This is a genomic window from Pseudomonas sp. Ors-4-3C, from assembly GCF_055755035.1.
The window spans coordinates 2,342,000-2,368,134 of record NZ_CM146900.1; the positions used below are offsets into that span (position 1 = coordinate 2,342,000).

The 26,135-nt window shown below is 60.7% G+C and carries 20 protein-coding genes; 3 read left to right on the forward strand and 17 right to left on the reverse strand.

Annotated elements, in window-relative coordinates; translation table 11 throughout:
* Positions 1-98 precede the first annotated feature (98 nt).
* The 13 genes from ACVHNU_RS10325 to ACVHNU_RS10385 all read right to left on the reverse strand — a co-directional run bounded on the left by ACVHNU_RS10325 (position 99) and on the right by ACVHNU_RS10385 (position 17,460).
* The gene (locus tag ACVHNU_RS10325) at positions 99-1,163 is read right to left on the reverse strand and encodes a fimbrial protein (protein ID WP_201137660.1); all 1,065 of its coding nucleotides are present in this window, start codon (positions 1,161-1,163) and stop codon (positions 99-101) included.
* The gene (locus tag ACVHNU_RS10330) at positions 1,160-3,676 is read right to left on the reverse strand and encodes a fimbria/pilus outer membrane usher protein (RefSeq protein WP_473019636.1); all 2,517 of its coding nucleotides are present in this window, start codon (positions 3,674-3,676) and stop codon (positions 1,160-1,162) included. Before ACVHNU_RS10330 ends, ACVHNU_RS10325 begins: the two co-directional genes overlap by 4 nt.
* Positions 3,677-3,751: 75 nt before the next feature.
* Positions 3,752-4,492: a fimbrial biogenesis chaperone gene (locus ACVHNU_RS10335; RefSeq protein ID WP_103483446.1), complete on the reverse strand. Its 741-nt coding sequence runs from the start codon at positions 4,490-4,492 to the stop codon at positions 3,752-3,754.
* A gap of 87 nt (positions 4,493-4,579) precedes the next feature.
* Positions 4,580-5,128, reverse strand: a complete 549-nt coding sequence (locus ACVHNU_RS10340) for a fimbrial protein (protein ID WP_473019637.1) — start codon at positions 5,126-5,128, stop codon at positions 4,580-4,582.
* 242 nt (positions 5,129-5,370) lie between these two features.
* A complete protein-coding gene (locus tag ACVHNU_RS10345; protein WP_103520685.1) occupies positions 5,371-6,144 on the reverse strand; it encodes an OmpA family protein in 774 nt (257 codons plus the stop codon).
* A 10-nt stretch (positions 6,145-6,154) separates the two neighbouring features.
* On the reverse strand, positions 6,155-6,562 hold the full coding sequence (locus ACVHNU_RS10350) for a DUF4398 domain-containing protein (protein ID WP_103483449.1): 408 nt from the start codon (positions 6,560-6,562) through the stop codon (positions 6,155-6,157).
* A gap of 281 nt (positions 6,563-6,843) precedes the next feature.
* Complete coding sequence (locus tag ACVHNU_RS10355; protein WP_473019638.1) at positions 6,844-10,485, reverse strand: transporter substrate-binding domain-containing protein; 3,642 nt, start codon at positions 10,483-10,485, stop codon at positions 6,844-6,846.
* Entirely contained in the window at positions 10,486-11,112 is a 627-nt protein-coding gene (locus ACVHNU_RS10360; RefSeq protein ID WP_103483451.1) for a response regulator transcription factor, read from the reverse strand.
* A 139-nt stretch (positions 11,113-11,251) separates the two neighbouring features.
* Positions 11,252-12,457: an EAL domain-containing response regulator gene (locus ACVHNU_RS10365; RefSeq protein WP_338801996.1), complete on the reverse strand. Its 1,206-nt coding sequence runs from the start codon at positions 12,455-12,457 to the stop codon at positions 11,252-11,254.
* A gap of 139 nt (positions 12,458-12,596) precedes the next feature.
* On the reverse strand, positions 12,597-13,634 hold the full coding sequence (locus ACVHNU_RS10370; RefSeq protein WP_201137654.1) for a fimbrial protein: 1,038 nt from the start codon (positions 13,632-13,634) through the stop codon (positions 12,597-12,599).
* Positions 13,631-14,368, reverse strand: a complete 738-nt coding sequence (locus ACVHNU_RS10375; RefSeq protein ID WP_103520413.1) for a fimbrial biogenesis chaperone — start codon at positions 14,366-14,368, stop codon at positions 13,631-13,633. The genes ACVHNU_RS10370 and ACVHNU_RS10375 overlap by 4 nt, the downstream gene beginning before the upstream one ends.
* Positions 14,369-14,398: 30 nt before the next feature.
* Positions 14,399-16,846 (reverse strand): fimbria/pilus outer membrane usher protein, encoded by a 2,448-nt coding sequence (locus ACVHNU_RS10380; RefSeq protein ID WP_473019639.1) that lies wholly within the window; start codon positions 16,844-16,846, stop codon positions 14,399-14,401.
* An 80-nt stretch (positions 16,847-16,926) separates the two neighbouring features.
* Complete coding sequence (locus tag ACVHNU_RS10385) at positions 16,927-17,460, reverse strand: fimbrial protein (RefSeq protein WP_103483453.1); 534 nt, start codon at positions 17,458-17,460, stop codon at positions 16,927-16,929.
* A 372-nt stretch (positions 17,461-17,832) separates the two neighbouring features.
* Here ACVHNU_RS10385 and ACVHNU_RS10390 point away from each other — a divergent pair, with 372 nt between their 5' ends.
* The gene (locus ACVHNU_RS10390) at positions 17,833-19,128 is read left to right on the forward strand and encodes an NRAMP family divalent metal transporter (RefSeq protein WP_473019640.1); all 1,296 of its coding nucleotides are present in this window, start codon (positions 17,833-17,835) and stop codon (positions 19,126-19,128) included.
* A 16-nt stretch (positions 19,129-19,144) separates the two neighbouring features.
* On the opposite strand, the gene ACVHNU_RS10395 is transcribed toward ACVHNU_RS10390, so the two are convergent.
* Positions 19,145-19,525 (reverse strand): winged helix-turn-helix transcriptional regulator, encoded by a 381-nt coding sequence (locus tag ACVHNU_RS10395; RefSeq protein WP_473019641.1) that lies wholly within the window; start codon positions 19,523-19,525, stop codon positions 19,145-19,147.
* A gap of 100 nt (positions 19,526-19,625) precedes the next feature.
* Between ACVHNU_RS10395 and ACVHNU_RS10400 the strand changes: the two genes are divergently transcribed.
* A complete protein-coding gene (locus tag ACVHNU_RS10400) occupies positions 19,626-20,375 on the forward strand; it encodes an SDR family oxidoreductase (RefSeq protein ID WP_473019642.1) in 750 nt (249 codons plus the stop codon).
* Positions 20,376-20,401: 26 nt separating this feature from the next.
* Here ACVHNU_RS10400 and ACVHNU_RS10405 read toward each other — a convergent pair whose 3' ends face one another.
* The 3 genes from ACVHNU_RS10405 to ACVHNU_RS10415 form a co-directional block, all read right to left on the reverse strand.
* Positions 20,402-22,642, reverse strand: coding sequence for a TonB-dependent receptor (locus ACVHNU_RS10405; RefSeq protein ID WP_473020063.1), 2,241 nt, complete (start codon positions 22,640-22,642; stop codon positions 20,402-20,404).
* Between the two features lie 160 nt (positions 22,643-22,802).
* Positions 22,803-23,921, reverse strand: coding sequence for an aryl-sulfate sulfotransferase (locus ACVHNU_RS10410; RefSeq protein ID WP_003224940.1), 1,119 nt, complete (start codon positions 23,919-23,921; stop codon positions 22,803-22,805).
* 72 nt (positions 23,922-23,993) lie between these two features.
* Positions 23,994-24,974 carry an ABC transporter substrate-binding protein gene (locus ACVHNU_RS10415; RefSeq protein ID WP_473019643.1) on the reverse strand — a complete coding sequence of 327 codons (981 nt, stop codon included), beginning with the start codon at positions 24,972-24,974 and terminating at the stop codon, positions 23,994-23,996.
* Between the two features lie 32 nt (positions 24,975-25,006).
* On the opposite strand from ACVHNU_RS10415, the gene ACVHNU_RS10420 reads away from it, so the two are divergent.
* Entirely contained in the window at positions 25,007-26,119 is a 1,113-nt protein-coding gene (locus ACVHNU_RS10420) for a GlxA family transcriptional regulator (RefSeq protein ID WP_247868499.1), read from the forward strand.
* Positions 26,120-26,135: the final 16 nt, after the last annotated feature.

The following is a 26,135-nucleotide window of genomic DNA, read 5'->3' on the forward strand; positions in this document are numbered from 1 at the left end:
GGCGCCTCATGAAATTATGTTTTTATAATTTCATGAAAATCTATACGAATAATTTCACGCCAACAACCCTGACATGAATCTGCGCAGGTTCTATGCCTTTACTTGTAGGTAATGGTGAAATTCGCCGTGGCCGTCGCACTGCCCGGCTGTGGGCCTGTGGAATTGCCGGCGGTCTGGATGTAGCGTGCGCCAAATTCCAGCACGGTGTTGCCATCCTGCACCGGCATCACCGGCACTTCGACGCCCAGCGGCATCGGCGTGCCGTCCTTCTTCAACACCTGCACGGCAACGCCGCTGGCGGTGGCTTCGGAGTTGAGCCCGAGTACGCCTTGGGTGCCATCGACGATCATCGAACCTTTGGCGCCGTCGAGGCGGATGTTGGCGGTGTTGCCGCTGAAATAGTTCCAGGTCGGGTTACCGGTGTAGGTTCCGGCAATGCAGCTTTCCAGGGTGATGTTGAAGCCCTGAGTCTCGGTCACACTGCCGGGCCCGTTGAATACGCGGCGCTCCCAGTTTTTCATCGGCACGTCGATGATGCTGCCCACGCCTTCGGGCATGCTGCACCCGGCCACGGTCACGCTGCCGGTCAGGCGGCCGTCGATCCAGTCGAACGGCGTGCCATTGTTGTCGATCGTGACGGTATACACCTGTAAGTTGCCGAAATCGTGGTTGCCCGCTGGAATGGGCCCTGTCTTGATCAGGATCAGACTGTTGTTGGTATTGGAGGCAAAACCACCGCTATTGCAGCCGACAAACGTCAACGGAAAGTACCAACTGCCGGAGGTCAGGCAGAGGTAGCTGGGGCGACTCTCGTTGACCATCCCTACCCCGACGCCGGGAATGTTCGTGGCGTAGAGCTGGCTACCTTGTACAGCCCCGATGGCTGCGGTGACCGTGGGCAACTTCGCACCCAACATGTTGGCCTGGATCGAAAACGGCACGGTTGTCGTGCAGTTGATGATCGGGAACCGGGTGTACTTGACCAGACCGATGGTCGATCCCACACGCGCATCCTGGGGAATGTACACATCCCCGATGGGGTGCACGCTCTGGGTCGCGCTGGTTGACCTACAGTCGGCCAACGCCATCTCTGACAGCACAAACGGTACCGCCGCCAACGCGCTCAGCAGCAGGCGCTTTTTCCACGTTTTCATGTGTTTCATGGACGAACTCCTCGACACACGGCATCCATCACCCGGTAACCATCAGTAGCCGGGGTGTTGCCGATATCCAGTTGAATTTCACAGGTTTGTGCGGCTTTCTCGCCCCACTTCATGGTGTAGGTCTTGCCGCTGCCGGCGGACAGCAGCACCTGACCGGCCTGCCCTACCACACCGACGCTGGCGCCCTGCTCGTCATGTACCGTGGTGCCGAACGGCAGCAACTTGCCGTCCTGCAAACGCACGTTGAGCAGGATTTTTTCCGAACGGCTCGCAGCGAACGTCGCCTTGACCACCGCGCCGCGACGCGGCACCACGTTGGTCACGCCTTCGGCGATGTCGACGCTGGTATCCAGCTCGCTGGTGTCGACTGCCACGCGGTTTTTGCGGTACGGCGTGACGTACGGCACCAGCGCGTAGCCCTTGTCGTTGGTCAGGGTGCCCGGCGCGTTGAGCACGCCGACCTTCGGCGTGTCCTTGACTTCGACCAGCGCCACGGTTTCACCGAGGGTCTGGCCAAACTCCAGGCCATCGCTGTGCGCCAGCACCGAACCGGCGGCGCTGACCGACGTCTGCTTGTAACCCTGACCGACGCTGACACCCGCGCCCAACTGGGCAAACGGTGCGCGATAACCGACCATCGCCGAGCCGTTGTTGCCGGTGTTCTCGACGCGGTTGGCGTTGACGCTGTAGTTGAGGTTGCCGTCGCGTCCGCTCAGACCGGCACGCTGATCGAGGCTGCCATCGTTATTGCGGGTCACGCTGAACGTACCGGTGTTGCGCGACTGGCCCAGCGGCATCGAGACGGTGAACACCAACTGGTTGTTGTCACCGAACGAGTCGGTCAGGGTCTTGCTGGCATATACGCCATAGGTCACGCCCTTGTACTGGGTGTTGAAGCCCAGTTGCATCTGCTTGTCTTCGCGCGAGCTGCCCCAGTAGTTCTGCTTGCTCATGTTCAGGTAGAACGAGCCATAGTTGTCCAGCGCCTGGTTGATGCTGGCCTCGACCTTGCTGCGTTTGGAGAACTGGCTGTATTCGTTGGGTTGCTGCAGATCCACGGCCTCGGCGAAATCCCGATAGCCTTCGGTGGAGTAGCGATAACCGGCGAAACGCACCGACGTGCCGGTTTCGAATGCCTTGCCATAGCGCAAGCCGACGCTTTGGCCTTTCTTGCTTTCACCCTTGGCCGAGACCGACGTCGGCACATCGGTCTGCGCCTGCGTCACGTCCACCGAGACCGCACCGAGGCTGCCCAGGCTCTTGCCGACACCGACGGTGCCGGCGCGATAGAAGTCGGCACCCAGCAAACCGCCGTACAACGTCAGGTCGAACGGCAAACCGTACGCCGCCGTGGCCTGGCCGAACATCGGGCGCTCGCCGCCGTTGGCCGCGTTGTACTCACCGGCCGTGACGCTGTAGCGCCAGGTTTTCTCGCGCAACATGTTGGCCAGCGTCGCGTACGGCTGGGTAAAGCGCCGCTCGCGGCCGTCGGCTTCGGTGATGATCACTTCCAGATCACCGCTGCCCGAGGCGGCGTTGAGGTCGTCGATCTCGAAGGCACCCGGCGCCACGTAGGTGGTGTAGAGCGAATAGCCATTCTGGCGCACTTCGACCTTGGCCTGGGTTTCGGCAATGCCGCGAATGATCGGCGCATAGCCCTGCATCGAGTCCGGCAACATGCCCATGTCCGAGGCCAGTTGCACGCCACGAAACGGCACGCTGTCGAACACATCGCCCGGGGTAAAGCTTTCGCCGAGGGTCAAGGTGCCCTTGAGCGAGGTGATATCGCGCTGCGCATAGGTGTTGCTGCGCTGCCAGTCACTGCCACCCTCCTTGTCCTGACGGAACGAAGAGCTGGAGCGAAAGCGCCAGTCGCCGAGGTTGAAGCCACCGTTGGCATAGAGGTTGTACTGGTTGCCGCTACCGCGCGCATCGCTGTGGGTCTGTGCGGCCGAAAACTGGTAATTGAGCATCGCTGCATTGATCCCGCGATCCCACTCCGAAGGTGCGACATAGCCGGCCGCATCGCGGCGCAAGGCGATCTGCGGCACGCTGATGTCCAGCGCGAGGTGACCGGCATCGAAGCTCACCGACGCACCGTCGATCAGCGCCGCCAGATCCATGCAGTCAGGCAGGATTTCGCCGGGCACCTGGAAGGCTTCGATCTTCACCCCCAGCTCCTGCAGAAATGCAGGCGACAGGCACGCGCGCACTTCGCCGCTGGCCTCGTCTTTGGCGAACGTCATGTCGCGACGATCAAAGAAGCTCTGGTTCAGGCGAATCACCACCGGGTAGGTGCCCGGGCCGATGCTGCCGCTGTTGCCGATGGCGTCCAGGTCCAGGTTCGGACCGGCACTGGCACCGCCAAACGACTGCATGAAACCTGCATCGAACTTCGCCGGTTCACCGGCGTGGGCGACGTTGCTCAGGCACGCGGCCACGACGGCCACCCACAACGGCAGCGGCGCAAACGGCACGGAAAAACGGGAGCTGGAGGAGGCTTCGATTCGCATGGCAATACTCACTACTCTGCCGCCGCGCCACAGGTGTGGCACGCCGATTCAATCGCAGGGAAAAGGGATGAAGCGTCAGCGGGCGCCGCTCAGCGCAACGCTTTTGGGATCGGTGTAGCCGCCGTAGTCGTTGATCGCGGAGTACACCACTTCGCCGCTGGTGCCCTTGAAGCCCGGCAGCGGATAACGCTGGCTGCTCATCGGTGCGACCATTTTCGGTTCGGCGACTTCAACGCTCTGTGCACCCGACTTGGCTGTCACACCAATGAACGACACGTGGTACGGCGAAGGGTTGTTGACCACCAGTACGGCCTGGCCCTGCTCCTGCGTCAGGCTCCATTGCAACTGCGACGCGGCATCCAGCGCGGTGCCCTTGAGGCCCGTCGGGCGATAGAACAGCTTGACCCGGGTGCGCATGGCGATCTTCAACGTGTTGGCATTACCCTCACTGGCCACCGGAATTTCCTGGGCGTTGAAGTAAAAGACCGATTCGCGATCCGTCGGCAGATTGCCCGCGACTTTCTGGATCCGCACCATCTGCTCTTTGCGCGGATCAAGGCGAAACAACGGTGGCGTCGAGACAAACGGCGTCGCCGTGGTCATGTCATCCGCCTCGGTGTTGACCCAGGTCTGCACCATGTACGGTTGCGAGGTGGTGTTGCTGACAGTGATGGACGCATCACGCTTGCTGCCGTCGAACACGATCCGCGTGCCGCCGAGCATCACACCGGCCTGACTGACGCTGCTCAGCAATGTGCTGCCCAGCAGCAGCGCGATGGCCGATGCGGTTTTGAAGGGGGAAGTCAGTTTTTTCATTTCGATCATCCTCTGGCCGCCCGGCCACTGGCACGAGCGAGGGGATGGCCGCTGCCATCCAGGACAGCAGCGGCGCATCAACAGGGCTTACTCGTAGTCGACGGTGAACGCCGCTTTGGCGTTGGCCGGACCGGAAGTCGCAGCACCGGTGGCGATGTAGTTGGCGGTGAAACGCAACGGCTGGGTCAGGTCCAGGTACGGAGCCGACTCAAGGCCCAACTGCACGTCTTTGCCAGTGGCGTCCTTGATCTGTACGGCGACGTTGGTCGCGGCGCCGGCGTCCGGGGTGATGCCAATCCACTGACCGCTGGAACCGGCATTGCCGCTCAGGGACAGGAACTTCACCGTGGCGCTTTTACCGGTGACGCTGCAGCCTGGGGCGCCGGTATCGATGGTCAGGGTGAAGGCGCCGCCGCCAGCGACGTCGCCGACATTGGCCAGTGCGGTTTTCGGTACGTTGCCCAGGCCAACATCGCCGGCACCGGCCGAGCCGTTGAGGTCAGTCACGACCACCGGGCAGGTGTTGTCGGTCACGGTGCCGACGAAATTGATTTCGCCGTCAGCCGCCATGGCAGCTTGAGAACCCGCGGCGAGAACGACAGCAGCAATCAGACTTTTGAGCGCAAACTTGTTCATAACGTTATCCAGATAATGAGGAGGCTTGGGAAACCCGCTCGGGCTTCATCCACTGGTGAATGGCTCACCGGGTTGCGGTTTGCCTTTCAACGGGGTTCATTATCGAGATGCGACAGGACAAACCCTGTAGGAACACGCCCGTCGCGTTGTAGGAAATTTCCTTGCGTGAGCGCTGGCTTCACGCACAAAAAACCCGCTGACCGACAGGCGGAAAGCGGGCGTTTCAGCGGCTGAATCCAACCTCAATTGCGAGTGCCGACCACTGCGGCGCTATTCGACACGATCACTTCAACCCGACGGTTCAACTGGCGGCCATGGCTGCTGCTGTTATCGGCAATCGGATACTGCTTGCCGTAGCCGGCGGTGATGATGCGGTGGCTGTCGACGCCCAATTGCGCCAGGGCCGAAGCCACCGAGGCAGCACGGCGCTCGGACAGACGCAGGTTCAGCTCATCGCTGCCGACCGTGTCAGTAAAGCCTTCGACGCGCACCTTGCGCTCCGGGTTGGCCGCGAGAAAATCCGCCAACTGCTGGAAGTTGCGCTGGCTGCCGTACTTCAGATCAGCCTTGCCGGTATCGAACAGCACATCGCCGAAAGTGATGACCTGGCCACGTTCGGTGGGCTTCGCCTTCAGCGCCTGCAACGCCTTGAGTTGCTGGGTGCGCACGTCCAGCTGCACCTGAGTGCGCTCGGCGGCGATGTTCTTCAGGCTCGCTTCGGCTTCGCGACCGAGGATGGTCTGCTCGGCCAACTCGATTTTCTGACTGGCCAGATACGCCAACTGATCAATGGCCGGATCACGACGATCGTTGTTCGACGCGGCGTCCGCCTTGTTCAGGGCGATGAACGCGTCTTTGGTTTCCAGTGCGGCCAACGTGTTCGATTGCGGCTTCGCTTGCAGCGCGCTGAACTGCGCGTGCGCCTGTTGCAGATGACTGTTGAGCGGTGGTGCGGCGCAACCGGCCATCAAGACTGCGAAAAGCGAAACGGCAGGAATACGTACTGAATGTCGCATGTTTTTTTCCTTATTCGCCGGCATTGGCCGATGGAGTGAAACCCGTATCCGGGGCCTGCAGCATTTCCTGTTTGAGCACCTGGATGCCGGCGCGGGACTGCTGCAATTGTTGCTGCCACTTCACCGCACGCGCCTGGCGTTCAGCCAGGTTGGCGTCGACCTCAATCTGTTCGGCCAGAGTCCGCGCCTGTACGAAGTTACGTTCGCCCATGGCCCGTTCCATGAGGAACAGCTTGTCCTGAGCGGCTTTCATTTGCAGCGGCGCGTACTGCGTGGCGTCTGCCGAAACGGCACGATTGACAGCGTTTTTCGCCAGGACAATCTGGTCGTCCGGTGCCGGCGCGCTGGCGCAGGCACTCAGCGCAGCGACCAGTGCCAGCAACGCTGCCCACGTACCTACCCGTTGTGTATTCGTCATCTACTGCTCCAGCCTGAAAAAGTAATCCCGGGGCAACCTCTCCCCTGCGGATTGATGCTTGTGGAACTGCCTGTGCACAGTCAGTGCCGACAAACTATCCGAAGGCTGCAAGCCGCTCTGTAGGACGTTTCCCAAGCAACGCTTTGAAAAACAAAAAATTTGCGCGCAGGACTGCCCCAAACCGGCCTCAGGCATAAGGCCGGTGTTTTGGGGTGAAAGTGCTGGGAAGTACAGAGCGCGGGCGACAGGCAATGGCCCGCCGCCCTTGGCGTTACGATGGATCAGGCGAGATAGTCTTCGAGGTGCTCGGCCAGGCGATCCATGTGTTGATGCAAGGCATCCACGGCCTCGGTCACCTGCACGGAGTCCGCGCCGTTGCAGGCGGTTTCCAGCGCCTCGCAACTGTGGATCAGCGCGTGGGCCTTGATGATGCGTGCCCCGCCCTTGACCCGATGGGCCAGGTCGGCCAGCCCCGGCAAATCATGTTTGCTGAACAACTGCATCAGTCGCGCCATGTCTTCGCTGTTGCTGCTGGCCAGATCGCCCAACAGACTCTTGATCGACGCCACGTCGCCACGGGTCAGTTGCTCCAGGCTGGCAAGATCCATCACCTCGGTGGATTCGGGCATCGGCTCGGCACTGACCTCCACTGGCGTTTCGGCGCCCATCACCTGGCTCAGCCGCGCAGTGAGGTTCTTCAGGCTTATGGGTTTGAACAGGCAATCATCCATCCCCGCCTCGCGGCAGCGATCCTTTTCCTCCGGCTGTGCGTTAGCCGTGAAACCGAGAATCAATTTTGGCTTTAACCCGCGCGCGGCTTCATCGTCACGGATGGCCCGGGCCAGGTCGTAGCCATTCATGATCGGCATGTTGCAGTCGGTGATGACCACATCGAAGTTGCCGTTGCGCCAGGCCCGAAGACCGTGAGCACCGTCTTCGGCGTCAACCACCCGATGCCCCAGATAACTCAATTGCTGTGACAGCAACAGCCGGTTGGCCGGGTAATCGTCGATCACCAGAATATTCAGGCTTTGCCCGGATCCACGGTTTTCGGTTTCTGCCGGCGGCAGTTCCGCCAGCGGTTCGAGGGTGGTCAGATCCAGCGTGACTTCGATCTGCGTGCCCTTGTGCAACGCACTGGTCAGGGTCAACTGGCCGCCCATCATTTCGCACAGCGTGCGGCTGATCATCAGCCCCAGGCCGGAACCGCTGCGTGCGGACTGGTTGTGGTTGGCGGCCTGGGTGAACGGACTGAACAGGCGTTTCTGATCCTCTTCACTGATCCCGTGCCCAGTATCTTCGACCCGGATGACCACACTCAGGTGCTGATCATCGGCTTGAGGCTCGACCCGCACGCTCAGGCGCACCTGCCCTTCGGCGGTGAACTTGATGGCGTTGCTCAACAGGTTGGAAATGATCTGCTTGAAGCGCAAGGGATCGACCAGCACATCACGATTGGCCCGCGCATCCAGATCCAGTTGCAGTTGCAGATGCTTCTGCCGCGCCAGCCCTTCGAAAATGCGCACCACCGATTCGAGCAACTCGCGCAAGTTGGCGCGCTCCGGCGCCAGCGACAGGCGCCCGGATTCGATGCGGGCAATGTCGAGGATATCGCCGATCAAATCGAGCAAGCCGCGAGCGGCGCCGGAGGCGACTTCGATGGCAAAGCGATCCATCACCCCTTGATCGGCTTTTTTCAGCGCCAGTTCCAGCATGCCGATCACCGCATTCATTGGTGTACGGATTTCATGGCTCATGGTCGCGAGGAACGTAGTCTTGGCGCGGTTGGCGTCATCGGCCCCCTCCTTGGCTTCGCGCAACTCGGCGAGCAGACGCTGGCGCTCGCTGACGTCGATCCAGCCGGCAATCATTCCGCTGACGTCGCCATTGCTGCTGCGATACGGCAGCATCCAGTGGTAAATGGTCAGCACCCGACCGTCGACCATGCTCAGGCTACGATCCTGAATCTGCGGCAAGCCATCCTGCATGACCTGCTGGTAATCGCGGTGATAGGTCGCCGCTTCATCCGGATTGCCCAGCACGCCTTCAAGTACCGTCTTGCCGATCACCTGCTCGCGCTCGACACCGAACACCTGCAGATAACCGGTGTTGCAGATCAACAAGCGCCCGTCACGATCGCGCACATAAATCGGATGCGGCGTGCCGTCGATCAGTACCCGCATGAACTCGACCTGATCGTTCAACGCCTGCTCGGCCTGCTTGCGCTTGCGCATCAGCATCCGCAGGTAGGCGATCCAGCCCAGCGCAATCAACAACAGTGCGGCAGCCGCGACAAAGCCCTGAATGATCGCAGTGCGATTACGCAGCCAATAGCTGTCGCCCACCACCACTTCGCTACGCCAGCGGTTGGTCAATTCGTCCATTTCTTCCGGGGCGATACTCAGCAAAGCCTTGTCCAGAATCGAATACAGCTCCAGCGAGCCACGGGCGGTGGCAAATGCGATCCGGGCATTCATCACCCCCACGGTGCTGGTAATGCGCAGGCGATCACGGTATTGGCGGGAGATCATGTAACGCGCGGTAATCAGCGAATTGACGGCCGCGTCGGCTTCGCCGTTGACCACCATGGCCATGGCGTCCTGAGCGTTATCGGCGTCGACCAGGTGGATGTTCGGGTATTGCTCGGTGAGCATGTCGCGCGTGGCATTGCCGGTGATCACCGCCAGGCGTTTGCCGGCCATGTCGTCCAGCGTGCTCGGGCTGCCGGCGGTTGTGCGGCTGACCAGGACAAAGGGCGTGGCGAGGTAAGGCCGGGTGAAGCGCAGGACATTTTCGCGCTCGGCGCTGGGCGTCAGAGTGATCAGCAGGTCAGCCTTGTTGCTGACGATCGATTCGATCATTTCGCCAACCGAGTTCACCCGCTGCACATCGAACTTCAACCCGGTGCGCAACGAAACCTTGGACAGCACGTCGGCGCTGATCCCGCGAAACTCGCCCTCATCGGTGTAAAAGGATAACGGCAGAAAACTGTCGTCGACGACCACGCGCAGCCGTGGATGCTTGTCGAGCCAGCGCTGTTCGCTGACGCTGAAATGCAACTGATGCTGGCCCGGCATGCTTGCGCCGCCGGCGCTCCAGCGGCGCAGGATGGTCATGCGTTCGGTGACCGGAATCTCCAGCAGCGCGGCGTTGATGATGCGCAGCAGACGCGAATTGTTGCGGCTCAGGGCGAACGAGAAGTTGCTGACTTCCATGCGCGAAAAGTCGGCCAGTTGCACGTTGTTCAAGTAGTTTTTGTTGATCAGATAATTGGCACTGATCGCATCGCCGAGGTACACATCGGCCTGCCCGAATGCCACCGCACCAAGAGCACTGAGCGTTGACGGATACAGCTGCAGCTTCGCTTTTGGATAAAAGGCTTCGACGGTCTCTGGCGGCAAGTAGTGATAGAGCATGGCGACACGCTTGTCGGCCAGCTCCGGATCAAGGTTCTGGCTGTCGCCCACCCGGCTGACCAGCGTCGGCTGATCTTCGGCGTAGGCCTCGGACAGCACCAGTTCGGGGTCGGCGGCTTCAAACTCGTTGGCATTGCCCAGCAGGTCGATGTCACCGGCCTTGAGCGCCGACAACACCTCGGCCCGCGATGAATAGCGCTGCACTCTGACTTTGACGTGCAACAGCTCGCCGAGCAAATGGGCGTAGTCGGCCGTTACGCCTTCATAATCCCGACCATTGGTGGTGATACTGAACGGCAAGTAATCCGGTGCCGCAGACCCGAGCACCAACGTGCCTTTGCTGCGCAACCAGCTCCAGTCGGCCTCATCCAGGCCGACGCTGTAATCGCCCACGCTGGAGCGCCCGAGCAGGTGCAGGCTCTGTGGCGGAGCCGCCCACGCCAGGCCACCGGCCAGCGAACAGAACAGCACCGCGCCTGCCAGGCAACGTTTCAGAAGTCTGTTCATTCAGATGAGGTTGTTACGCTTGGCGAAGTCAGCCAGGTACACCACCGACTTGACGTTGAGCTTTTCGATCAGGCGGGTTTTGTAAGTGCTAACGGTCTTGTTGCTGATCAGCATCGCGTCACCGATTTCCTTGTTGGTCAGCCCCATGGAGAGTTGCTGCAAGATCACCAGCTCGCGGTCCGACAGACTTTGGATCAACTCCAGATCGGTCGCTTCGACATCGCTGCGGCGCACCGAGCTGTTGGCCAGATTGGGGAAGAAGGTGTAACCGTCCATCACAGTCTTGATCGCCTTGACCAACTCATCCAGCTCATTGGTCTTGGAAATGAAACCGGCGGCGCCGGCCTTCATGCAGCGCATCGAATAGAACAGCGCTGACTGCGAGGTCAGCACCAGAATCTTGCTGGGCAGGCGCAATGCGGCGATACGGCTGAGCACTTCAAGCCCATCGAGCCTTGGGATGGCGATGTCGAGAATGATCAGATCCGGCAAGTGTTCGCGGGCCAGTTGCACGGCGTCGGCACCGTTGTCAGCCTCGGCGACCACTTCGAACTGCTCGTGCTGCAACAGCATCTTGACCGAAGAGCGAATGAACGGATGGTCATCCACAATCAAAGCTTTATACATGTAAACCCCTGTAAGACACGCCGGATGACTCCGGTGACAAGACGTCCATGGTGCAACGATGAACCCGTCGGCCAGTCGATAGCTCAACAAAAGTACACGAACCCGACTGAATTGTAGGAAATTTCTGGAAAGCGTCCGCCTAATCTGAGGGCACGTTCTGCGCCTCGAATGCTGCCTGGTGCAACCATTGCAGCAGGTCGTGGCCGGACATCGGCCTGGCCAGGTAAAAACCCTGGCCAATCTGGCAGCCCATGGCGACCAGTGCATCACGAATTTGCCGGCTGCTGACACCTTCGATCACCAGGGTCATGTCCAGCGACCGGGCCAGTGCCAGTGTGCTGGCCACCATGGCGCGATTTCGCGGTTCACTCAAGTTATGCACGAACTGGCCATCGAGCTTGATCTGGTTGAATGGCAGTTGGCACAACAGCTTCAGCGACGAGAAACCCGAGCCGAAATCATCGATCGACAGACCACACCCCAGCATGCGCATGTGCAGCAGGTTTTCCTGAACCTGGGCATGCAGATCCAGCAGACCGTTCTCCGCCAGCTCGAACATCAGGGCCGAACCGCAAATGCCATGACGCTGCAAGGTGCGCTGAATGTGCTCGATCAGACTCGGGCTGGACAATTGCGAAGCGTGCAGATTGAACGCCAGTTCCAGGGCAATTCCCTGTCGGCGCAAAATGCCGAGAATGTTCAGCCCCTGCTCGAACAACTGCTTGAACATCTCATCAATCAAGTCGTAGGCCAGCACCGCAGCGAGAAAGTCCTTGGGTAACAACAGTCCTTTTTCAGGATGTTCCCAGCGCACCAATGCCTCGGCACCGGCCAGCCGGCCGTCCCTCATCACACGCTTGGGCTGGAACCAGCCACGGAACTCGCCCATGGCCAGGCCCCGGCGCACCTCTTCCTCGCTGGGCAACTCGGTGACGGCCAACGCCTGCAATAGAGGTGGCGGCGGACAACGGTAACGCTTGAGCAGCCGGCTCAGCGCACCCAATTGCAACGGCACATCGAGAACACCGAGCAATTGCAGGCCCGACAGACTCGCCATCTGCCCCACCGCACGACGCAATTCCGGCTGGTGTTCGCTGAACAGGGCCACGGCTTTGACCAGTCCGATCGGACTGGCATAACGCAACAGCTCCAGGCAGTCGAGCCCCTTGCCCCCGAGGTCACACAGAACGATATCGACGCCGCCGCTGCGTTGCATGGCGATCATCGCCTGCTCAGCATCTTCGGCTTGCAGCACGTCATGTATGCCGAGTTGGCGCAACATCCTGCCCAGAATATTGCGCTCGAACCCATGTTTTTCCATCACCAGAACACGTGGGGTGGTCATCGTCACCTCCATTATTTTGCAAACCTGAAGGCACAATGATGGCGGTTAGGCGGGCCTTTCGAGGAAGGATTTATCTCTGCGTCATGTAGGAAATTTCCCAAGACTTGTTCCGGCGTCCTCTGTGCCCGAGCCGTCGAGATCAGTGATACACGACCTGCACCACCACGATGGCATTGAACGGCCCGACCTGCGGGTCACCCAGCGACACCATGGACGCGCTCAATGGCACGTCGATATGGCTCACGTCCGCGGCAAAACTGGCCAGGTCGAACGGCTCGTTGATCGGCAGCAAGTTGTTTTTCGCATCGCGGATCTGGATCGCGAACTGGCTGTCCGCCGCCGGCAGAATGTTGTATTCGCCCTGCTGGTTGGCCGTCACGAACGTCGCACCGATATTGACCGGCGTGCTGCAATGCTTGTCCAGCGCCAGGCTGAACGGCTTGGTCGGGTTGGGCGGCGAGAAACCGGTGCTGGTTTTCTGCACCACGCCGAAGTCGACGATGCCCGGCTCCGGCGTCACGGTGACATCAACCGTGCAGGCAGTGCCGACGATGTTCTGCAAACCGCTGAGCTGATAACGGAAGTTGCCGGACGGGTTGGACGGCCCGCCGTTCAGACCGTATAGACCGTCGAACTGGAACACGTCGTAGGTATCCTGCGTCGGACGCTGCAACGGTAGCAGTCCGCGTTTGCGGATCACCACCTGAAACGCGATGTTGGGGTAGACCATCGAACAGGCTTTAACCTCATCGGCGGTGCCCGCCGTCGGACATCCCGGAGAAACGAACCCGGTGTTGACGCCCATCGCCGGGTTGGAACTCCAGTCGCCATCCCACGCCGTGACGCCTCGGTACACCAGACCGAACTCGATGCCCCATGGCGTGGCGTCCAGGCGTGCCGGGTTGCCGTAGAAATAGATCGGATCATTTTCGGCAAAGTGTATATCGTACGGCTTCCAGCACTGGGCCGGCACCACCTGGGTTCTTGAACGCCAGATGATCGTACCGTCGGGCACACTGTCCGGCACCGATACTGGGCCGATGTATTCGCTCAGATAGTCGCCATTGGTCATCGACTTGCAGAACAGCGCCATCGACGCCTGGGAAAACCCCAGCAGCAACGACGCGACGCACACTTGCAGCGCCTTGCGTCGATGCCGGCGCAACCAGCCCGTCATTTCTGCACGCCCTTGCACACGTTGGCGGCGCACTGGAACAGCGAATCAGTCTGACCACCGAAGTCGTTCATGTTCAGCACCCGCAAGGTGTTGAACCCGGTTTGGCTCAACGCAAAACGGGTATTGCTCATCGGTTTGAGCATCACCGTGTCGATCGGCATCGCGGTCTTCTCGGGGCCTGCCTGCAATCCGACGATGGTGATGTGAAACGGCGTCGGGTTATCCACCAGCAACGCCTTGGCGGCCGGGTCGATCCTGATGTTCAGCCCCAACGCCAGATCGGCGCCCCGCTCTCTTTTCACTCCGCTCGGACGGTAGAACAGCTTGATTTTCGACTGCAGCGCAATCTGCATCGCGTTGACCGCCTGAGTCTTGGGCGGGATCTCGCGGATGTTCAGGTAGAACACCGATTCGCGATCTGTGGGCAACACGGTATCGGGCAGTTTGACGATGCGCAGAATCGTACTTTCCTTGGCCTCGATCCGTTGCAGCGGCGGCAGCACCATGAAAGGCGAGCTGATTTTCTTGCCGCTTTCATCCTCGATCCATGACTGAATGACGAAGGGCAGTTCCGGGCTGCGATTGCCGACGGTGACACTCACCGACGGCGCGCCTTCTTCGAAAATCACCCGGGTCCGATCCGGCACCACCGCGGCGTTGGCCAGTAGCGGCAGACTCATGGACAGCGTCAGGAGCAGCGATTTGCAGCGCTGCAAGTTGGGTTTGCAATTCATAGGAAATCTCCAGAAAGTCAGGGCGCCGCCCTACAGGCAGCGCAAGGGATGCGAGACATTGGTCACGATGTCTTCGACGGGCAGTTCGGCCAGGGCGCAGCTTTTGCTGTCGTCCCAACGCGCCACAAGGCGAGCGTCGGTTTTCACGCCCAAGAGGTACGTCACTCCGTCCTCGCCGACGATGCCCACTTCCTTGTTGGTATTGCTGTCCTGAATCGAGGCCCCGAACGGCACTGCACTGCCATCTGCCAACAGCAGCGTGACGAACGCGTTGTGCCCCTGCCCCGCGGGGAAATTCACGTAGCCGATCGCGCCTTCGGTCAGCGCCAGCCGTTGAATCGGGTTGCTGACTTCAGTGTTGAGCGGCAGCTTTTCCATGTTGACCCGGGCCTCGTAGGCCTGAAACGACGGCAGGCCATCCATGACGGCGTAACCGTCCTGGTTGGTTCGGGTACGACCGGCAAACGCCACGTCCGGCACGCCGTCGGTGGACACCAGCAATCGGGTGTCGCCGTTCGAGCCGTTGCCGTGGGCCGCCACGCCATAGCGGGTCACCACTAGCGAGCTATCAATTTCACCGGTGGCCGAGCTGTAGGTGCTGCCATCGGTGGTGACCGAGGCATTGGCGCGATACGTCGAGGTGCGTTTGCCGACGTAGGCATTGACGTAGCGGTTGTCGCCGACGCCGCCGTAAACCTGATAATTCACGCCCTCGCCAGTGTCGTGGCTGTAACCGACATTGCCGGCATAGCCACCGGAGCCGCTGTGCTGGATGTTGCTCGACATCGTCGAATTGCCGCCCAGCGGAATGGTCACTCCGAGGTAGATCTGCGAGTCGTTCTGCAAGGCATTGCGCGTCTGGTACGCCGACAGGTTGACGTTGATGTTCTTGACGTTGCCCAGGGAAAAACTGCGCGCCAGCGACACGCCGACCCGATCGGCATCCGGCGCATCCCAATAGGTGGAATGGTCGAAGGACAGGCTGGTGGACAGCCACGGGAAACTCTTGGCGAGGATCACCGAATAGCGCTGCTTGCCGGCGTTCATCGAGTAGGAGTCGGGGTCACCGATAAACTGCGAGAAGTTGGTGAAGGTCTTGTCGGAAAAGCGATAACCGAGGAAGCGCAGATCGGTGCCAATGCCATCGAAGTGCTTGGAATAGTTGATGCGGTACGAGTTACCGGTGACTTGCTCACCGTTCCAGCGCAACTTGGCGCGGGAGGTGGTGACGTCGGCCGACAAGGCGCCGAACGCGCCCAGATCCTTGCCCAGCCCGACGGCATGAGCCAGATAACCCGAGGAAGCGAGGACGCCGCCATACGCGGTCCAGTCATGGGGCAAGCCGTACGCCAGTTCAGAGGCGACAAAACCCGGTTCGATCCCGCGCGCGCCGTCCAGCCGTGGCTGGCCGCCGGACAGCTTGTAGCGCAACTCGCCTTCACGGGCGAGGAACGGCACCGCTGCGGTGGATACGGTAAATTTCTGCTCGGTACCGTCCTCTTCGCGCACAGTGACGTCCAGCGTGCCCTGGGCGCTGCTGTTCAAGTCCTGAATGCTGAACGCGCCCGGAGTCACGGTGGTGGAATACAGCACGCGCCCCTGCTGGGAAACCGTGACGGTGGCATTGGTGCGTGCCAGGCCACTGATCAACGGCGCATAGCCGCGCAGATTGGGCGGCAACATACGGTCGTCACTGCTCAGGGTCGCGCCACGCAGGGCGAAGGTATCGAACACGTCCGAGTTCAGGTAATCCTCGCCCACCGACAATTTCGAGCGAATCGAGGGCAGCGCGCGATAGGCGTACAAGCGGTTCAGCTGAAACGGTTTGTCGCCGATGTCATCACCCTGGCTGTCGTTGCGCACCTGAGCCTGATAGTCCGCACGCACGCGCCAGGTATCGAAGTTCAGACCGGCCGTGCCGTAGCTCTGCACCGAATTCGAACGAGTGGAATTGCCAGACGCCGATGACTGACGCGAGTTGGCGATCACCCGGTAATCGAGCAGCGCGCCATTCAAGCCATTGCTCCAGGCTGCCGGCGGAATGTAGTTGGGATCGTCGTACTCGAACGACGCCTGAGGAATACTGATTGCCAGGCGTGCCAGGTTCTTCAGGTATTTGATGCTTACGCCGGGCACGCTGGCCAGATCCACGCACTGCCCGTTTGCCGTACGCGGCAGGCTTTCCAGCAGTGGCGGCTTGAGGCCGAAGGTCTGCACCAGATCCAGCGTCAGACAGGCATAACTCTGCTGTGGGTCAGCGCCGGGTTTGAATTCAATCGAGCGCGTGCCGAAGTACCGTTGGTTGACAGCAATGTCGAGCAAGTAAGTGCCGGGCACGGTGTAGTCGGCATGCACAAACTGCCCGAGGCTGACATTCTTGTCGTTATCAATATTCAGAAAGTCCGAATTGAACTCGACAGCCTGTGCCTGGCTGATTGCCAACCAAAGAGAGGACAGAATGAAAGTGCGACGATACAAGGGAGAAACCCTATCGAATGATTCAAGCGCAATAAAAAAAGGGGTTTGCACCCCTTTCTCTTACAACTGATAAAGGCTTATCAGTTGTAAGCCACTGTGAAGTTGGCAACGCTGTCAGCTTCACCGGTAGTGACGGTGGCCGCCGTCGCTTCGTACATGGCAGCAAACGAAACGGTGTTGTTGCCGTTCTGCAGAACTACCGGAGCCACTTGCTCTTTACCGTTGTCGAGCATTTCGCCGGCGCTGGCCTGCAGACGGATGCCGACGTTCTGCGCCAGACCGGTGGTGGCGAACAGCTCTGGAACGGTTGGATCCTGTACACCGGTGAAGGTGAAACGGGCGTTTTTCTGGGTCGAGGTGTCGCACTCGGTGAGGACGATGTCGAACTTCTCAGGGCTCGAACGATCGCCGATTGCCTTGAAGGTGTTGGCAGGTACCTGACCCAGTGGAACGGTCTGGTCCAGGGAGTTGGCATCGATACCGCACGCGCCGGAAACGATCTCACCGGTGAAGCGAATAGTGCCCGGGTTGCCAGTAGGCGGTGTGGCGGCGTTCGCCAGGGAAGCCAGACCCATTACAACGGTAGCGGCAGTAACAACGACAATCTTTTTCATGACTGAATCTCGATGGGATAGTTATTTTTGAAACAACTACTCGCCCTTCTGAGTTCGCACCTGAAATACATTGAAAACACACCGTCGATTGTTTGACTTGTAACGGTCGATGCTGACAGCGAGTCTTTCAGGGCGTAGAAAATGACGAGCACTTTGTTCCGCTGAAAATCATCGCTGACGGCCACTGGCGAAAATGTAGGACTCGTCACTCCGTTGTGTAGGAAATTTCCCGCTTAACCTGCCCGGGCCGGTGCACGTCCGGGTATGCGTCTATAGTCAAACCCGTGGCAACGCCTCTTCAGGCGTTTCTGAATCCTGTTGAAAAAAACATCATTCAAAACAGGTGCGGCAGTCCTTCTCCCTGAGAAAAAAATGAACAATAAAACGCCCATCGAGAAGCCTGCGGTTGTCAGCCACGGTTCATGGGTAAAAAAACTCGGGCCCGGGCTTATCACGGGGGCGGCGGATGATGATCCCAGCGGGATCGCCACCTACTCGCAAGCCGGCGCACAATTCGGCTTGAATACCCTCTGGACCCTGTTTTTGACGTTTCCGTTGATGGTCGGCATTCAGATCATCAGTGCCAGGATCGGTCGCGTCAGCGGGCATGGGCTGGCGACCAATATTCGAAGGCATTACCCTCGCCCGTTGTTGTTCGGGATCGTCGCGCTGTTGATGTTTGCCAATACCATCAATATTGCAGCGGACATCGCCGCCATGGGGGCGGCACTTAAGCTGTTGATCGGCGGATCGCCGCACTTCTATGCCGTTGGCTTCGGCATCGTGTCCCTGCTGCTACAGGTGTTCATTCCCTATAAGCGTTATGTGCGCGTACTCAAGTGGCTGACCCTGGTGCTGCTGGCCTATGTGGGGATCGTGTTTGCCGTGCACATTCCCTGGGGCCAGGTCGTTGAGCACACCGCCTGGCCTCAGCTGTCGTGGAAACCGGCGTACATCACCATCGTGGTGGCCATTTTTGGCACGACCATCAGCCCTTATCTGTTTTTCTGGCAGGCATCCCAGGAAGTCGAAGAACTGGAGGCCGATCCGCAGGCGCAGTCACTGATCGATGCGCCAAACCAGGCAAAAGCCAACTTCACCCGCATCAATACCGACACCCTGATCGGCATGGGGATCTCGAATATCGTCGCGTTTTTCATCATGCTGACCACCGCTGTCACCCTGCACCTGCATGGCCTCACGGACATCCAGACGTCCGAGCAGGCCGCGAGTGCCTTGCGACCGATTGCCGGCGAGTTCGCCTTCTGGTTGTTCAGCGCCGGCATCATTGGCACAGGACTACTGGCGGTTCCCGTCCTGGCAGGTTCTGCGGCGTACGCCGTCGCCGGAACATTTCACTGGCGCAACAGCCTGTCGGCCAAACCCCTGGCCAACAAAGCGTTTTACAGCATCATCGCGGCGTCGACCTTATTGGGTGTGTTGATCTGCTTTGCGCCGATTGACCCGATCAAGGCGTTGCTGTGGAGCGCTGTCGTCAACGGGGTGATTGCAGTGCCGATCATGTTCATCATGATGTTGATGGCATCGCACCCGAAGATCATGGGCTCCTTTGTCATTGCGCCCGGGCTTAAAGTTCTGGGCTGGAGTTGCACGGCGGCGATGGCGGTCGTGGTCATCGGCATGTTCTGGGGCCTGTTTGCAGCGTAGCGCCTGGGTATCCGCGTTATTCGCAGTGGGGATGGCGAAGCTGATCGGCATTGATGCGCATCCATTCAGCCAGCGAGTCCAGCGTCCCTTGCAGAGTGCTCCCCAGAGCCGTGATCCGGTATTCCACCCGGGGCGGTACCTGCGCGAAAACCGTGCGCGTCACCAGCCCGCGTTGTTCAAACAGGCGCAACTGGCGCGTCAGTTCCTTCTGGGTGATGGGCGCCACCGCACGCTGCAGATCACTGAAGCGCACAGGGCAGTCCAGCACGATCAGCCGGTACAGGATCGGAATGGCCCACTTGCCGGAAATCAGATTGACGAAATCGACCATCGGGCAACCCGCGGGCGGTTTCAGCGGCAAATCCGTGGTGTCTGGCAGCGGTTGTTGAGTGTTCATGAGGATCAAGTCCGTCCCTTGGTATGCAAAAGGTGCCTACTGGTCAAAGGATACTAATGCTCTGAGAATGGCTATCCAACCCGTTGCAGAGGCGAAAGACATGTCGAGGCTGAAAAACAAATTCGCGTTGATCACTGGCGGCACCTCCGGCATCGGCCTGGAAACCGCACGCCAGTTTGTGCTGGAAGGCGCGACAGTCGCAGTCACTGGACGCAGCGCAAGTGCCTTGCAGGCTGTCACGCACGAACTGGGCGATGCCGTTCTCGCGATCCAGAGCGATGCGGGTGACAGCGTTGGCCAACAGACGCTGGCGCGCAAACTCGCCGGGGTCTGGCCGCGGCTGGACGTGCTGTTCGTCAACGCCGGTGACGTCACTCACCGCTCTATCGAAGATTGGAACGAAGCGGCATGGGATCAGCTCATGCAGACCAATCTCAAAGGCCCGTTCTTCCTGATCCAGGCGCTGATGCCGCTGCTGGCCAATCCGTCGTCGGTGATCCTCTGCGGTTCCGTCAGTGCCAGGATTGGTCTCGCGCAAAGCAGTGCGTATGCCGCCAGCAAGGCCGGGCTGCTGTCGCTGGCGCGCACGCTTTCCGGCGAACTGATCCAGCGAGGCATTCGCGTCAATGGCCTCAGCCCCGGCCCTACTGAAACGGCGGCGCTGGACAAACTCGGCTTGCCTGCCGCAGAGCAGCAGGCGTTGCGCGAGCGGATTCGCCAACTGGTGCCGATCGGCCGCATGGGAACCCCGTGGGAACTGGCAAAAGCTGCCGTTTACCTGGCCTCTGATGAATCGGCTTACGTGGTCGGGACCGAATTGCTGGTAGACGGCGGCGTCGGCAATTTGTGATTTAAACCAGCGCCCGCAGACGTCATTCAGAAATCATAACGCGCGGTCATTCCCAGGGTTCGCGGCGTACCCAGCACTCCGGTGTACGCACCGTTGGGTGAGTTCCACAGCGTCGTGTAGTACGTCTTGTCGAAGGCGTTTTTCAGCCACAGCGAAACGTCCCACTGCCCCCTGCCCCAGTCGCCACGCACACCGGTGGCGACGTTCACCAGGCCGTATCCCGGCAACTGACCTTGCGCTGAGTCATCCACTGTACCGACTGCATGGGAACGCCACGCGTAGCTACCGCTGACGTAGGGCTGCAAGCCGTCGTCCAGATTCCACTGGTACGCGGCGTTGCTGTTGAAGATCCATTTCGACGCGCCCACCACGGCATGCCCGCTCAGATCGCAGGCCGCCGGCGCCCCCGGACGCAAGGCGATCTCGGCCGGGCATGGGGCATCCTCGTAAGACAGATAACGCACATCGTTCCATGATCCATTGAGGTTGATCGTCAGGCCCCGCAGCGGGCGCCAACTGCTGTCGAGTTCCAGCCCGCGACTGCGTACCGAGCCGGCATTGGTCAGATAGCTGGTCAGATTGACGTCGTCGTAGGCATTGGTCTGATAGCCATGCACCACCGTCCAGAACAGGTTGGCGTTGAGCAACAGGCGTTGATCGAGCAACGTGGTTTTGATGCCCAGTTCGGCGTCGTTGGCCCTTTCGCTGCCGATCAACAATGAGTCGGCACCGGCGACCGGGGCACTGGCGACGCTGAGGTTCACACCACCCGACTTTTCGCCGTGGGACAGCGACGCATAGCCCAGCACCTGATCGTTCACATGCCAGGCGAGGCTTGCCAGTGCCGATGGGCTGAAACTGTACAGGCTCAAGTCACCGGAATCGTAAGCGCCGACCCTTCCGGCCCGGGCGCCCGCTGCGGCGCCGCTGACCGGACTGCCACCCAAAGGCGCGTTGCGGGTGACCTCCGCCAGCTTGCGCTCATACGTGCCGCGCAGGCCCAAAGTGAAATCCAGGCGAGGGGTCAAATGCCAGGTGCCCTGAGCAAATGTGGCGAAGCTGTCGGTATCGACATAGCCATGCCCTAAGCTGGTGACGTTGTTCAATGCACCTTGCGGGGTGCCGTTCCAGGTATCTGCCAGAGGGCCGTAGTCGGTGAAGACGCTGTTGTTCATTTCCTGGCGGAAGTAGTAAGCACCGAGCACATAGTCGAAATGTTCCCCCACCGGGGAGGCCAGTCGCAGCTCCTGCGAGTACTGTTTATCGCGAGCGGACTGCCCGACGTTGTGCATCACATCAACGTTGAGTTCGTCATCGTTGCGCGGGGTGAAATCCCACCACCGATAAGCGCTGATCGACGTCAGCGTGTAGCCATCAGGCAGATTCCAGTTCGCCTCCAGCGAAGTACCGCCCTGAAACACCTTGACGCTCTGATCGGCGTCCAGATTGACCCGGCGACCGCTGACCAGCGTTGCCCCGACCGCCGCTGCACGCTGTTCGTAGCGGTTGACGCCATTGATGGTCGGCCCGGTGCTGAACAAAGAACGTGTGCCGGCGCTGGAATCCTCTTCGTGATAATCAGCCAGCCAGCGCAGATTGAAGTCCTCGTTGGGTTGGAACAGCAACTGCCCACGCGCGCCCTGACGAACGCCGCCGCCCAGCGTGTGCCCGTCGTACTCGTTGTTCACGTAGCCGTTGTCATGAGTGCGATAAACCGCAAGGCGCCCCGCCAACGTGTCATTGAGCGGTCCGGAAAAACTCGCCTGATTTTGCGTGTAGCCATCCTCGCCCACCGAGGTGGAGAGGCTGCCTTGCGGCGTAAACGATGGGCGGCGCGTGGTGATGTTTAGCACCCCGGCCGTGGTGTTCTTGCCAAACAAGGTGCCCTGCGGGCCTCGCAGTAACTCGATCTGCTCGACATCCAGCAAATCGAACACTGCCATGCCGGGACGGCCGAGATAGACGTTGTCCAGGTAGATGCCGGCGCTGCCCTCCAGGCCGTCGCTGGCCGGGTTGTTGCCCAAGCCGCGAATCGACAGGCTCGATTGCCGCGCGTGCATGAACGCGACATTGACGCTGGGCATCGCCTGCTGCAAATCCTGCAAGCGATACAGGCGCTGTTCCTCGAGGGTTTGTGCGCCGAGCACGCTCATCGCCGTGGGCACTTGCTGGGCATCTTCGCTGCGGCGTCGGGCCTCAACCGTGACCGTCTGCAGCACATCGGAATTGGCCGGCAGGTCATTGGCCGTTGCCGGCAAAAACGGCATCAGGGAGAACAGGCTCAGTGCGCCAGCGTTAAAGGTGCGCGAATAAAGAAGATTCATCGGTGGTTCCTGGAGCGGCCTCAAGCCGCTCTTCGAGAGGAGTCGATACTTCGCTGCGCGTGGCTTGCGTGAGCGTGATCGTTGCGGTGGGTTGAGTGGGTGTTCAGTCACGCAGCCATGGAAGGTCCTGACGCTGATAACGGTGCGCACGGAATATCGCGTTGTTCTCGCCCGGCAAATAGCGTCGCGATGGCGCATCGGGATAGCTGGCGAAGTGCGGATTGACGTATTCCCACACCACTTCGCCGGCCTGGGTGACTTCGAACAACCGACCGAAGTTAGCCTCGGTCACCAGCGTGTTGCCGTTGTGCAGACGTTGCGCGCCGCCCATGAACGGGGTGAAGAACGCGTAGCCCGGCGTGTCGGCGTATTGCCATTCGATGCGTTGGGTGGCCGGGTTGATTTCCACAATGCGCGAGTGCGGCATGCTGATGTGGGGGCGGAAGATGCCGTTGTCGAACACCAGAACATTGCCGTTTTCCAGTTCGCTCGGGCAATGCTGTTGCGCGACCAGATCGTGCCCCAGACGCCACAGCACTTCACCGCTGCCACGTTGCACGGCAATCACTGAGGAAACGCTACGCAGGCTGAGAATCACCTTGCCGTCGCGCCCCGGCGTCACGGCGTTGGTCATCGGCCAGTGATGACGCTCGAAGCATTCGTGCAACGGGTAATCCTCGGGGCGCAGGTGCTCCCAACTGCGCCACTCCCAGACCACGTTGCCCTGGCGGTCGACCTCCTTGACCACATCGGCATAGATCACCCCGCCCGGCGCCTCGCTGCCGGGAATGCCGCCGAGCACACGCCGGGCCAGATCCGCACTCAAGGGCTCGGCAGTGGTGTACAGCAGGTGGCCGTTGTCCAGCCATTGCGCGTCGTGGTGATGCAACAGGTCAGTGTGCTCCCAGACCACCTCGCCTTCGGGGGTGACTTCGCTGAACGCACCGCCGTGCCACACCGACCAGCCCGGGAACAGGTCCGGCGAATCGGGATGGTTGCCGTTGTAGCCAAGGTTGCCGTTGCGCAGGATCACTGCGTCGCGCCCCGGGCGCTGAGGCAGTTTCCAGCGATGGACGATCTCGCCGTCAAGGTCGATCAAAAACACTTGGCCGTCCGCGGTTTGCGGGGCGAACAAGGTGTAGCCGCCGGCACTGCGGGCATGATCGACAGCGATCAGACCGGTCTTCTGGCGTTTGAGCGTAGTGGTTTGCACAGCAGGCATAGCTTTTCTCCAGACGTGTAAGCCCCGGCCGCCAGCGCAGCAGCACGGTGAACGGGGCATGAAAAAAGGGATTCAGGGCGTGGGCAGCACGCGGTTGAAGCGGTCATCGAACATTTGCTCGACCTGCAGCGGATGGGGGATCAGGCGTTCGGTGGCAAACATGTCCGCCAGACGCTGCTGCGAGGCAATGACTGAAGGCTCAATTCGCACGTACCGCAGGTTCTGATGAGCGAGCATTTCACGCACCAGCTCGACGGGAAGCCGCGTGGTTTGCGCGAACACCCGGGCCCAGTCTTCGGGATGGGCCGTGGCCCAGTTCTGAGCACGGGCCAGCCTGGCCAGCAGATCACTCACCTGCCCTGCGCGCTCGGGATCATCCAGTGCAGGCTGGCTGGCAACGGTGAAGTTCAGACCGGTTTCCGGCCAGGCGCTGCCATCGAGCAGAATTCGCGCTCCCCGCGAAGTCGCCTGACCGACGAAGGGATACCACACCGACCAGGCATCGAGTTTGCCGCCGGCAAAAGCGTTCTGCGCGTCCACCGGGCTGACATAGGCAATGCTCACCTCACGCGGTGTCAGACCGGCCTGATGCAGCGCGGCCAACAACAGATAATGACCGCTGGTGCCTTTGGCGACTGCGATTCGCTTGCCTCTGAGGTCAGCCACGCTGCGCACCTCGGAGCCTTCGGGCACTAGCAGCGCGTTGTTGTTTTGCGCACCGCTGGCCACGCCGATGATCCGCACCGCGTAGCCGCCGGCCTGGGCAAACACTGGCGGCGCGTTGCCCACCACACCGACGTCAATCGCCCCGGCGCTCAACGCTTCGAGCAGCGTGGTCCCGGCCAGAAACGGATGCCACGACAACCCGTAGGCCAGATCCTGATCCTCGCCCGCCGCGTGCAGCAACGCCTGAATCAAACCGCTCTGATCGCCCATCTTCAACGGCCCGGCGATGGCAGAAACCGCCGGGGTCAGGAACAACGCGGCGCAGCACAGCAGCGCTTTCAGGCGCGCGGTAAGCGGATGCTTGGCAGCAGCAGTTTTTATCGGCATTGTCGCGCTCTCACTTGTGCATTGATTTCAGTATGTCGAGGCCCGCCGTGCCGCTCCATGCCAAACACCCCTCCTTTGCTGCCATGTCGGACATCCCGCGCACCGTCGTGGTATTGGCGTTCGATGATCTGCTGTTGCTCAATGCGGCGGGGCCGCTTGAGGTGTTTGCCGCTATACCGCGAGTGCTGGCCGGAGACTTCACGGCAAATCCGCCCTATCGGTTGCTGGTCGCTTCACCGCAGGGTGGCCAGGTCATGTCGATCTCGGGCATTACCGTGACGACCTGTTCACTTGAGCAGATCGACCAGATGGCTGCCTTGATCGACACGTTGATCGTCGCGGGCGGCCCCGGCATGGCCGCGCTGGAAGCCGACCAGCAAGCCTGCGACTGGTTGCGCCGTCGCGCTCCAGACATCCGCCGCCTCTGTTCGATCGGTACCGGCAGCTTTGCCCTTGCCGCCGCGGGACTGCTGGATGGTCGCAAGGTCGTGACCCACTGGAAGTTCGCCGATGAGTTGCAGGCGCGTTATCCGTCGGTGCAATGCCAGACCGATGCGCTTTACCTGCATGACGGCAACCTCTGGACCTGCGGTGGTGCCACGGCGGGTATCGACCTGGCGCTCGGCCTGGTCGAACAGGATCTGGGCGCCCACGCGGCGTTGGCGCTGGCGCGCTACTTCACGGTGTTTTTGTGGCGCAGCGCCGAGCAACCGCAACTCAGTGCTTCACTCAACGCCCAGTCCAAGGCGCTGCGCACCGATCCGGATGTGCGGCTGGCACGTTTGCATGGCTGGATTGCGGCGAATCTGAACGGCGATTTGCGCGTGGAGCGGCTGGCCGAGCAGTTCGGCATGAGCCCGCGGCACTTTGCTCGCGCCTATGTCGCCGCGACCGGTGAGACTCCGGCGCAAGCCGTGGAGAACCTGCGCCTGGAGGCGGCGACCTGGTTGCTCAAGACCACCCGCGAGCCGATCAAGCGAATCGCCGAAACCGTTGGCTTTGGTCGGGAAGAACGCATGCGCCGAGCCTTTCAGAAGCATTTGGGCTGCAGCCCGAACGCTTATCGCAGTCAGACCAATGCCCCGCTGGCCGGGCCTCGGCAAACGAACACCGTGACAATCACCCTGGAAGGGCTGGCCCGTTAGGTTTTCAGTGGGTCTG

Bases quoted from the DNA above. Each gene is read 5' to 3' on its own strand.
- ACVHNU_RS10335 (WP_103483446.1), bottom strand. From the start codon at position 4,492: ATGAAAAAACTGACTTCCCCCTTCAAAACCGCATCGGCCATCGCGCTG.
- ACVHNU_RS10415 (WP_473019643.1), bottom strand. From the start codon at position 24,974: ATGCCGATAAAAACTGCTGCTGCCAAGCATCCGCTTACCGCGCGCCTG.
- ACVHNU_RS10340 (WP_473019637.1), bottom strand. From the start codon at position 5,128: ATGAACAAGTTTGCGCTCAAAAGTCTGATTGCTGCTGTCGTTCTCGCC.
- ACVHNU_RS10325 (WP_201137660.1), bottom strand. From the start codon at position 1,163: ATGAAACACATGAAAACGTGGAAAAAGCGCCTGCTGCTGAGCGCGTTG.
- ACVHNU_RS10410 (WP_003224940.1), bottom strand. From the start codon at position 23,921: ATGCCTGCTGTGCAAACCACTACGCTCAAACGCCAGAAGACCGGTCTG.
- ACVHNU_RS10395 (WP_473019641.1), bottom strand. From the start codon at position 19,525: ATGAACACTCAACAACCGCTGCCAGACACCACGGATTTGCCGCTGAAA.
- ACVHNU_RS10370 (WP_201137654.1), bottom strand. From the start codon at position 13,634: ATGACGGGCTGGTTGCGCCGGCATCGACGCAAGGCGCTGCAAGTGTGC.
- ACVHNU_RS10330 (WP_473019636.1), bottom strand. From the start codon at position 3,676: ATGCGAATCGAAGCCTCCTCCAGCTCCCGTTTTTCCGTGCCGTTTGCG.
- ACVHNU_RS10405 (WP_473020063.1), bottom strand. From the start codon at position 22,642: ATGCCGTTTTTGCCGGCAACGGCCAATGACCTGCCGGCCAATTCCGAT.
- ACVHNU_RS10385 (WP_103483453.1), bottom strand. From the start codon at position 17,460: ATGAAAAAGATTGTCGTTGTTACTGCCGCTACCGTTGTAATGGGTCTG.
- ACVHNU_RS10420 (WP_247868499.1), top strand. From the start codon at position 25,007: ATGTCGAGGCCCGCCGTGCCGCTCCATGCCAAACACCCCTCCTTTGCT.
- ACVHNU_RS10365 (WP_338801996.1), bottom strand. From the start codon at position 12,457: ATGACCACCCCACGTGTTCTGGTGATGGAAAAACATGGGTTCGAGCGC.
- ACVHNU_RS10400 (WP_473019642.1), top strand. From the start codon at position 19,626: ATGTCGAGGCTGAAAAACAAATTCGCGTTGATCACTGGCGGCACCTCC.
- ACVHNU_RS10360 (WP_103483451.1), bottom strand. From the start codon at position 11,112: ATGTATAAAGCTTTGATTGTGGATGACCATCCGTTCATTCGCTCTTCG.
- ACVHNU_RS10390 (WP_473019640.1), top strand. From the start codon at position 17,833: ATGAACAATAAAACGCCCATCGAGAAGCCTGCGGTTGTCAGCCACGGT.
- ACVHNU_RS10375 (WP_103520413.1), bottom strand. From the start codon at position 14,368: ATGAATTGCAAACCCAACTTGCAGCGCTGCAAATCGCTGCTCCTGACG.
- ACVHNU_RS10355 (WP_473019638.1), bottom strand. From the start codon at position 10,485: ATGAACAGACTTCTGAAACGTTGCCTGGCAGGCGCGGTGCTGTTCTGT.
- ACVHNU_RS10345 (WP_103520685.1), bottom strand. From the start codon at position 6,144: ATGCGACATTCAGTACGTATTCCTGCCGTTTCGCTTTTCGCAGTCTTG.
- ACVHNU_RS10350 (WP_103483449.1), bottom strand. From the start codon at position 6,562: ATGACGAATACACAACGGGTAGGTACGTGGGCAGCGTTGCTGGCACTG.